The sequence below is a fragment of the Methylobacterium sp. genome (genome assembly GCF_019750675.1).
Classification (GTDB): domain Bacteria; phylum Pseudomonadota; class Alphaproteobacteria; order Rhizobiales; family Beijerinckiaceae; genus Methylobacterium.
Genome location: NZ_JAIEOF010000437.1, coordinates 1 through 8,988, shown reverse-complemented (window position 1 = coordinate 8,988; position 8,988 = coordinate 1). Strand labels below are relative to the sequence as shown.

At 71.4% G+C, this 8,988-nt stretch carries 8 protein-coding genes; 6 read left to right on the top strand and 2 right to left on the bottom strand.

Annotation, left to right across the window (positions count from 1 at the left end):
• The first annotated feature begins 160 nt into the window (after positions 1–160).
• Genes rfbF through K2X24_RS23015 form a run of 5 tightly spaced genes read left to right on the top strand, consistent with a single transcriptional unit; the run spans position 161 to position 4,754 of the window.
• Entirely contained in the window at positions 161–928 is a 768-nt protein-coding gene (gene rfbF, locus K2X24_RS23035; RefSeq protein ID WP_292501489.1) for a glucose-1-phosphate cytidylyltransferase, read from the top strand.
• A 44-nt stretch (positions 929–972) separates the two neighbouring features.
• On the top strand, positions 973–2,079 hold the full coding sequence (gene rfbG, locus K2X24_RS23030) for a CDP-glucose 4,6-dehydratase (RefSeq protein ID WP_292501488.1): 1,107 nt from the start codon (positions 973–975) through the stop codon (positions 2,077–2,079).
• Between the two features lie 5 nt (positions 2,080–2,084).
• Positions 2,085–3,317 carry a class I SAM-dependent methyltransferase gene (locus K2X24_RS23025; protein WP_292501486.1) on the top strand — a complete coding sequence of 411 codons (1,233 nt, stop codon included), beginning with the start codon at positions 2,085–2,087 and terminating at the stop codon, positions 3,315–3,317.
• A gap of 4 nt (positions 3,318–3,321) precedes the next feature.
• The gene (locus tag K2X24_RS23020; protein ID WP_292501485.1) at positions 3,322–3,852 is read left to right on the top strand and encodes a dTDP-4-dehydrorhamnose 3,5-epimerase family protein; all 531 of its coding nucleotides are present in this window, start codon (positions 3,322–3,324) and stop codon (positions 3,850–3,852) included.
• A complete protein-coding gene (locus tag K2X24_RS23015) occupies positions 3,849–4,754 on the top strand; it encodes an NAD(P)-dependent oxidoreductase (RefSeq protein ID WP_292501482.1) in 906 nt (301 codons plus the stop codon). Before K2X24_RS23020 ends, K2X24_RS23015 begins: the two co-directional genes overlap by 4 nt.
• A gap of 13 nt (positions 4,755–4,767) precedes the next feature.
• Here the strand turns inward: K2X24_RS23015 and K2X24_RS23010 are convergent, their stop codons facing one another.
• Positions 4,768–5,136, bottom strand: coding sequence for a response regulator (locus tag K2X24_RS23010; protein ID WP_283205869.1), 369 nt, complete (start codon positions 5,134–5,136; stop codon positions 4,768–4,770).
• Between the two features lie 204 nt (positions 5,137–5,340).
• Positions 5,341–6,606 carry an adenosylmethionine--8-amino-7-oxononanoate transaminase gene (locus tag K2X24_RS23005; protein WP_292501480.1) on the bottom strand — a complete coding sequence of 422 codons (1,266 nt, stop codon included), beginning with the start codon at positions 6,604–6,606 and terminating at the stop codon, positions 5,341–5,343.
• A 238-nt stretch (positions 6,607–6,844) separates the two neighbouring features.
• Here K2X24_RS23005 and K2X24_RS23000 point away from each other — a divergent pair.
• Positions 6,845–8,988, top strand: a 2,144-nt coding sequence (locus K2X24_RS23000; protein ID WP_292501479.1) for a TonB-dependent siderophore receptor, incomplete at its 3' end; no start/stop codon positions are given.

Sequence of the window (8,988 nt, the reverse complement as noted above, 5' to 3'; positions counted from 1 at the left end):
ACTGCCTCAACGAAGCCGACTGCCTGGACGAAGCCGACCCCCTCGATTAAGCCTTGCGGCGTGAGCCCGACGCTCGAGGTCCGGTCGATCCTGTCCCGCCCGGACCCGTGACGCGTGTCCCGTCCATCCGCGGGACTAAGGCCGAGAACATCAGGACCCCATGAAGGCAGTCATCCTCGCGGGCGGTCTCGGCACGCGCCTCTCGGAGGAGACGGTGACGCGCCCCAAGCCCATGCTGGAGATCGGGGGGCGGCCGATCCTCTGGCACATCATGCAGATCTTCGCCGCCCACGGGGTGCGCGAATTCGTGATCTGCCTCGGCTACAAGGGCTATGTCATCAAGGAGTTCTTCCTGAATTACCGGCTGCACCTGTCCGACGTGACCGTCGACATCGGGCGCGGCCACGTCGACTTCCACCGCAGCACCGCCGAGGACTGGCGCGTCTCGCTGATCGAGACCGGCGAGACCACGATGACCGGCGGGCGCCTGAAGCGGGTGCGCGAGTACCTCGGCGACGACGACTTCTTCATGACCTACGGCGACGGTGTCGCCGACGTCGACCTCACGGCGCTGGCCGCCTTCCACCGGGCGCACGGGAAGCTCGCGACGCTCACGGCGGTGACGCCACCGGGCCGCTTCGGGGCGCTGGAACTCGAGGACGGCACGGTCCGGCGCTTCCGCGAGAAGCCCGCCGGGGACGGAGCGACCATCAACGGCGGGTTCTTCGTGCTCTCGCCGCGGGTGCTCGACCGGATCGCGGGCGACGCCACGGTCTGGGAGGCCGAACCGCTGGAGGGGCTGGCCGCCGACGGGCAACTCGCGGCCTACGTCCATGCAGGCTTCTGGCAGGCCATGGACACGTTGCGCGACAAGAACCACCTCGAAGCCCTGTGGGCGGGGGACGCGCCGCCCTGGAAGTGCTGGTAGTCTGACGCGCCAGCGGAGATCGTTTCCGGAGATCGTTTCACAGCGTGCAGCCCTCGCCCTTCCCCCTGCCGCGCACGCGCGACCCGAATCCCGATCCCGCCTTCTGGGCCGGGCGGCGGGTGCTCGTCACCGGCCATACCGGCTTCAAGGGCGGCTGGCTCTGCCTGTGGCTCGAGCGCCTGGGCGCGCGGGTGAGCGGGCTGGCGCTGGCCCCCGACACCGCGCCGAGCCTGTTCGCGGCCGCCGGCATCGGCGAGCGCCTCGACTCGCACCTCGCCGACATCCGCGACGCGGCGGCCGTGCGCGCATGTCTGACCGCCACGGCGCCCGAGATCGTCATCCACATGGCGGCCCAGGCCCTGGTGCGCGCGTCCTACCGCGATCCGCTGGCGACCTACGCCACCAACGTGATGGGCACCGCCCACGTGCTGGAGGCGGTGCGGGCGACGCCCTCGGTCCGGGCCGTCGTGGTGGTGACGAGCGACAAGGCCTACGCGAACCGCGAATGGCCCTGGGGCTACCGCGAGACCGAAGCGCTCGGCGGCCACGATCCCTATAGCAGCTCCAAGGGCTGTGCCGAACTCGTGACGGCGGCCTACCGGACCTCGTTCCTCGACCAGCAGGGGTGCCAAGTGGCCACCGCCCGGGCGGGCAACGTCATCGGCGGCGGCGACTGGTCGGAGGACCGGCTGGTGCCCGACATCGTCCGTGCCTTCGCGCGGGGCGAATCGGTGGAGATCCGCGCGCCCCACGCCACCCGGCCCTGGCAGCACGTGCTCGAACCCTTGAGCGGCTACCTCCGCCTCGCCGAATGCCTGTCGGGGGAGGGGGGGGCGCGCTACGCCGAGGCCTGGAACTTCGGCCCGGCCGAGGAGGATTGCCGCCCGGTGGCCCACCTCGTCGACGAACTCGCCCAGGCCTGGGGGGCGGACGCCCTGTGGCACCTCTCGCAGGCGATCCATCCGCACGAAGCGACCTTCCTCAAGGTCGACTCGGCCAAGGCCCGCACCCATCTCGGCTGGGACCGGCGCCTGCGCCTCGACGCGGCCCTGGCCTGGACCGCAGCCTGGCACCGGGCCCAGGCCGGCGGGGCTTGCGCCCGCGATCTGACCCTGGCGCAGATCGGCGCCTACGAGGCCCTCGGAGCGTGACCGGCGTGAGCGCACATCGTCCCTGCCGCGTCTGCGGCGCGCATCTCGGCCGGAGCCTGGTCGATCTCGGGCTCTCGCCGCTCGCCAACGCCTACGTGCCGGCGGATCGCGCCAACCGGGGCGAGACCTTCCACCCGCTCCACGCCTTCGTCTGCGATGACTGCCACCTCGTGCAGCTCGAGGCCTTCGAGACGCCCGAGGCGATCTTCTCGGACTATGCCTATTTCTCGGGCTTCTCCGCGGGCTGGCTCGCCCATGCGGAGGCCTATGTCGCGGCCATGCAGGCACGCTTCGGCCTTAGGGCCGAGAGCAAGGTCGTGGAGGTGGCGAGCAACGACGGCTACCTGCTGCAATACGTCGTCGCGCGGGGCATCCCGGCCCTCGGGGTGGAGCCGGCCGCCAACGTGGCGGCGGCGGCCCGCGCGCGGGGCGTGCCGACCGAGGTCGCGTTCTTCGGGGCCGAGACCGCCACGCGCCTTCACGCGGCCGGTCACGCCGCCGACCTGATGGCGGCCAACAACGTGCTCGCCCACGTGCCCGACCTGCACGACTTCGTGGAAGGCTTTGCCATCCTCCTGAAGCCCGAGGGGGTGGCGACCTTCGAGTTCCCGCATCTCCTGCGCATGATCGAGCAGCGCCAGTTCGATACGATCTACCACGAGCACTTCTCGTACCTCTCTCTCGGGGTGGTGATCGATGTCCTGCGCCAGCACGGCCTGCGGGTGTTCGACGTCGAGGAATGGCCGACCCATGGCGGCTCGCTGCGCGTCTTCGCCTGCCGCGAGGGCGCCGGCCACGCCCCGACGGAGGCCCTCGAGCGCGTGGTGCTGACCGAGCGGGCGGCCCGCCTCTTCGAGCCCGCCGGCTATGCGGGCTTCGGGCGGGCGGTGGCCGACATCAAGTGCGCGGCGCTGCGCTTCCTCATCGCGGAGCGGGAGGCGGGCCGGACGGTCTGCGCCTACGGGGCGGCCGCCAAGGGCAACACCTTCCTGAACTATTGCGGCATCGGCCCCGAACTGGTGCGGGCGGTGGCGGACCGCTCGCCCCACAAGCAGGGCATGCTGCTCCCCGGCAGCCGTATCCCGGTGGTGGCGCCGGAGGCCCTGCTCGCGCTGCGGCCGGACTGCGTTCTGATCCTGCCCTGGAACCTGCGCGAGGAGATCGCGGGCGAGATGGCGGCGATCCGCGCCTGGGGCGGACGCTTCGTCACCGCGATCCCGCATCTGGCCGAGTTCTGAAACGATGCGCTTCGAGGCCCTGCCGCTCGCCGGCGCGTACCGCATCGTCCCCGAACCCCATGCCGACGCGCGCGGCTTCTTCGCCCGCACCGCCTGCGCCGAGGACTTCGCCGCGCGCGGACTGATCGGCGCTTTCGCCCAGTCCAGCATCTCCCACAACGCTCGGCGCGGCACCGTGCGGGGCCTGCACTTCGCGGCCGAGCCCCATGCGGAGACCAAGCTCGTGCGCTGCACGGCCGGCGCGATCCACGACGTCATCGTCGACCTGCGGCCGGATTCCGCCACCTACCTCCAGGCCTACGGAACCGAACTCGACGCCGCCAACCGCCACGCCCTCTACATCCCGGCCGGATTCGGCCATGGCTTCCAGGCCCTCAGCGACGGCGCGGAAGTGCTCTACATGATCGACCGCCCCTACGTGGCCGGCAGCGCTCGGGGCCTGCGCTGGAACGACCCGAGCCTCGCCGTCGCCTGGCCGGAGCCCGTCACGGTGATCGCCGAGCGCGACCTCGCCTATCCCGACTGGGTGCGATGAGCGGGCGCGTCCTCATCACGGGTGCGGCCGGCTTCGTCGGCCGCCACGCCGTGCCGGCCCTGCGGGCGCGCGGCTTCGAGGTCCACGGCGTCGGGCGGGGCGCGTCGCCCGGGGCGGATTGGCACGCGGCCGACCTGCTGGTGCCCGATGAGCGGCGCGCGCTGATCGCGAAGATCCGGCCGAGCCATCTCCTCCACCTCGCCTGGGACGCGGAGCCCGGCCGCTACTGGACCTCGGCGCGCAACCTCGACTGGGTCGCGGCCAGCCTCGACCTCGCCCAGGCCTTCGCGGCGGCGGGCGGGCGGCGCTTCGTCGGCGCCGGCACCTGTGCCGAGTACGAATGGGGCGCGGCCCGCTTCGACGAGGCGACGACGCCCTGCCGGCCCGCCACGCTCTACGGCGCCGCCAAGGACGGGACGCGGCGCATCCTGGAGGCCTACGCCGCCACGAACGGACTCGGGCTCGCCTGGGGCCGCCTGTTCTATCTCTACGGACCCGGCGAGCGGCGCGGGCGCCTCGTCCCGGACGCGATCCAGGCCCTGTCGACCCGCACGCCATTTCCGACGACGGCAGGGCACCAGCGCCGCGACTTCCTGCACGTCGCCGATGCCGCCGAGGCTCTGGCCGCCCTGGTCGCGAGCGACGTGACCGGCCCCGTGAACATCGGCTCGGGCGCGGCGATCCCGGTGCGGGAACTCCTCGATGCCCTCGCTATCCGGATCGGGGGCGCCGAATACTTGGATTTCGGAGCCCGGCCCCTGAGCCTGGCGGAGCCGGCCGTCATTGAGGCCGGGACACGCATCCTCGCTGGCGCCGTCGGATTCCGGCCGCGCCTCGATCTGATGCGCGGCCTCGACGATACTGTCGCATGGTGGCGTGCCCAGGGGGACACGCCGGCCTGAGACCGTCAGGGCTTCAGCAGGGCAGCAGGCCCTTCAACTGCGAGAGGATGTCCTCCCCGGTGCAGGGCCGCGCGATGAACCGGGCGCCCGCCGGCATCCGCTCGGGATCGGGGGCGGCGCGACCCGAGACGATGACGATGGGCAGCTTGGGCCGGGCTTCGGAGACCGCCGTGGCGAGTTCGAAGCCGTTGGTCTTGCCGGACAGTTCGACGTCGGTGATGAGCCCGCAGATATCGGGGCGGGCCTGGATGATGCCCAGCGCACGCTCGGCGGAGGCGCATTGCACGGTCTCGTAGCCGCCATTCTCGAGGACGTCGCCGAGATCCATGATCGTCAGGGCCTCGTCCTCGACCAGGAGGATCACCGGCCGATCGTCGTTCACGTTCGTCGCCTCATCCACCACGATGCACCCTCCAACCTGTTTGCCGGCAGGCACAGCCCCGGAAGACCTGACCGACGCGTCCGGAGCGCTCGGGCTCGCGTGACGCGGTCGCGGGCGCAAGGCTGGTGCCACGTACCCCAACGAGCGAAGGGAGCGCAGGTTGCAAGGCGTGCCGCGTGCCTGCGCAGGTCTCGGGACGCCCTCTCAGGGCGCGGTCTCGGCCACCACCGCGCGCATCGCGTCGAGGAGGTGGCCGAGGTCGTCCGCCCCGATGGTGAGGGCCGGCGTCAGGTAGACGATGTCGCCGAAGGGCCGCACCCAGGTGCCCCGCGCGAGGAATCGGTGCTTCAGGTCGGCGAGGTCGGGCGGCGCGCGGAACTGCACGGCGCCGATCGCCCCCAGGACCCGGATGTCGGCCACGTGCGGCAGGTCCCGCAGGGGGGCGAGGCCGTCGGCGAGGGCCGCCGCGATGGTGGCGGCCTGGCCGAGACGCGGCTCGCCCTCGAACAGGTCGAGGCTGGCATTGGCCGCCGCGCAGGCGAGCGGGTTCGCCATGAAGGTCGGCCCGTGCATGAGGGCGGCGGCGGGATCGTCGGACAGGAAGCTCTCGAAGACGGCCCCCGTGGCGACGGTGGCGGCCAGCGCCATCGTCCCCCCGGTGAGCGCCTTCGAAAGGCACAGGATATCCGGCACGATGCCGGCCTGCTCGCAGGCGAACAAGGTGCCGGTGCGCCCGAACCCCGTGAAGATCTCGTCGGCGATGAGGGGCAGCCCGTGGCATGCCGCCAGCCGCGCCACCGTCGCCAGCACCTCGGGGGGGTGCATCCGCATGCCGCCGGCCCCCTGGACCAGGGGCTCCACGATCACCGCCGCCAGGGTCGCGCGCTCGGCCGCCAGGGTCGCGTCGAGGGCGGCGACCTGCGCCGCCGTCCGGGGCAGATCGCAAAAAACCTGGGCCGGCAGATAGGCGCCGAAGCGCCGGTGCATGCCCTCGTCGGGGTCGCAGACCGACATCGCCCCCAGGGTGTCGCCGTGATAGCCCTCGCGGAACGACAGGATGCGGGTGCGTCCGGAAACGCCCCGGTTGATCCACATCTGCACCGCCATCTTCAGGGCGACCTCGACGGCGACCGAGCCGGAATCCGTGAAGAAGACGTGGTCGAGATCGCCGGGCAGCAGGGCCGCGAGGCGCGCGGCCAGGCGCTCCGCCGGGGCGTGGGTGAGCCCGCCGAACATCACGTGCGGCATCGCCTCCAGCTGCGCGGCCACGGCGGCGCGGATGTGGGGATGGTTGTAGCCGTGGGCCGCCGTCCACCACGAGGCGATGCCGTCGATCAGTTCGCGCCCGTCCGCGAGCACGATGCGCGACCCGTGGGTGCGCACGGCCTCCAGCGGCGGGGCCGCCGACTTCATCTGCGTGTAGGGCCGCCAGAGGTGGTGTCCTTGGGAGCGGTCGTTGGGACTGGTCATGGCCTGGCAGGGATGTGAGCGCGACGCCGCCGGGTCAAGGCCGCGCCGCGCGCGGCGGATCGGTGGGTTCGCCGGTGCTGTACATCCCGCCGGCGACATGTACTTTAGAAGACGTCGAGACTGGCGCCATTTGCTATGCATTTGCTTTGATTGGAGCACTTCTAATCTTTGAATCGCAGGTTGTGAATCTGGGTGCGGCGCACTAAGGCGAAGCTTCCGTTCCCCCCCGAGACCCGACATGTCGTGCGCCGCCCCAACACCCCGCCATCCATCCCGGCGCCGCCGGCTGGCCGGGGGCGCGCTCTGGCTTCTCTCCGCCGGCGCGGCCTCGGCGCAGGACGCGCCCTCCGCGGTCACCCTCGAGGAACTCAGCGTCGCGGGCCTCGGCAACGGGCTCGCCACCATCGGCTACCAGCCCCGGCGCTCCACCTTCGGGGCGGGCGCCGACACCGCGATCCTCGACACGCCGGCCAACATCGCCGTGGTGCCGGCCCAGGTGCTGCGCGACCAGCGGGTGATCTCGCTGGACGAGGCCCTGCGCAACGTCAGCGGCATCGCCCAGACCAACAGCGTCGGCGGCACGCAGGAGGCGGTGGTGCGCCGCGGCTTCGGCACGTTTCGCGACGACTCGATCCTGCGGGACGGGCGCCGCACCGTGCTGCAGCAGAACTTCAGCTACGCCATCGAGCGCGTCGAGGTGCTGAAAGGTCCGGCCTCGCTCCTCTACGGCATCACCGACCCGGGCGGGCTGATCAACCTCGTCTCGAAGCGGCCCGAATTCACCCCCCACGGCTCGCTCAACCTGACGAGCACGAGCTTCGGCGGCGGCCTCGTGCAGGGCGACCTCACCGGCCCCGTGGAGGGCACCAACCTCGCCTACCGGATGGTGGCCGACATCCAGAGCTACGATTACTGGCGCAACTTCGGCCATCTCAGCCGGCAGGTCGTGGCGCCCTCGCTCACCTGGAAGGGCGACGACACCACCGTGACGGTGGGCTACGAGTTCGGCCATTACCGCGTGCCCTACGATCGCGGCACGATCTTCGATCCCACCACCGGGCGCCCCTTGCGGGTGCCGCGCGAGCGCCGCTTCGACGAGCGCTCGAGCCAGCACGAGGCCACGAGCCATCTCGCCAGCCTCGACGTCGACCACCGCTTCGACGACGACTGGCGGCTGCATTTCGGCTACACCTACTCCCATCTCGGCTACGACGAGGACCAGATCCGGCCGGTCAGCTACAACGCGGCCACCGGCCTCCTCACCCGCCGGGCCGACGGCACCCGCAACGCCGACTTCAACGCCCACGTCGCCCGCCTCGACCTGACGGGCCGCTTCGACACCTTCGGCCTGCGCCACGACCTCCTGGCCGGCGTGACCTACGAGAACATCGATTACGGCCGGCCCGACATCATCCGGGGGCCGAACCGGGCGGGCTTCAACCCGTTCCGGCCGGTCTACGGCACCCTCGCCACGGTGCCGGTGATCTCGGCCCCCGACAGCAACCTGCGCGAGCGGCTCTCGAACACCAGCCTCTACCTGCAGGACTCGCTGCACCTCAGCGACCAGTGGATCCTGGTGGCCGGGCTCAGCACCCAGATCTTCGACCAGTTCGGCGCCAAGGGGACGCCGGCGGTGGCCTATACCGACATCGACGGGGTGCGGGTCCTGCCGCGCGTCGGCCTCGTCTACAAGCTAGCCCCCAACCTGTCGCTCTACGGCAGCTATTCGCAATCCTTCAAACCCAACACCTCGCTGGCCAACATCGTCGGCGCCCTGCCGCCGGAGGAGGGCGAGGCCTTCGAGGTCGGCGTGAAGGCGGACGTCGCCGCCGGGCTCACCGTGACGGGCGCGATGTTCGACATCGAGAAAGCGAACGTGCTGGTGACGCAGACCGATAGCCAGAACCGCACCGTGGCGAGCACCGCCGGCAAGGTGCGCTCGCGCGGATTCGAGATCGACGTCGCCGGCCAGATCCTGCCCGATTGGGCGGTCATCGCGAGCTACGGCTTCACCCAGGCCGAGGTCGTCCAGGACCCGGTGCTGACGGGCAAGCAACTCCTGAACACCCCGCGCGTCACCGCCTCGGCCTTCCTCACGCACCAGTTCGGCGCCATCGCGGAGGCGGCGGAGTTCGGCGCGACGCGGCTCGGTGCGGGCTTCCTGGAGGCGGGCTTCGGCGCGCGCTACGTCGGCGTCCGGCCCGGGGACGCCGCCAACAGCTTCAAGCTGCCCGAATACGTCGTCTGCGACGCGTTCCTGGCCTACAACACCCAGGTGAACGGCTTGGCCACCACGCTCCAGCTCAACCTCAAGAACCTGTTCGACCGCACCTATTATCCCTCCTCCGGGGGCAGCAACCTGCTGGTGGCGGTCGGCGAGCC

Excerpts from the sequence above, each read along its gene's own strand:
- K2X24_RS23005 (WP_292501480.1), bottom strand. The coding sequence starts at position 6,606 with ATGACCAGTCCCAACGACCGCTCCCAAGGACACCACCTCTGGCGGCCC.
- rfbF (WP_292501489.1), top strand. The coding sequence starts at position 161 with ATGAAGGCAGTCATCCTCGCGGGCGGTCTCGGCACGCGCCTCTCGGAG.
- K2X24_RS23015 (WP_292501482.1), top strand. The coding sequence starts at position 3,849 with ATGAGCGGGCGCGTCCTCATCACGGGTGCGGCCGGCTTCGTCGGCCGC.
- K2X24_RS23020 (WP_292501485.1), top strand. The coding sequence starts at position 3,322 with ATGCGCTTCGAGGCCCTGCCGCTCGCCGGCGCGTACCGCATCGTCCCC.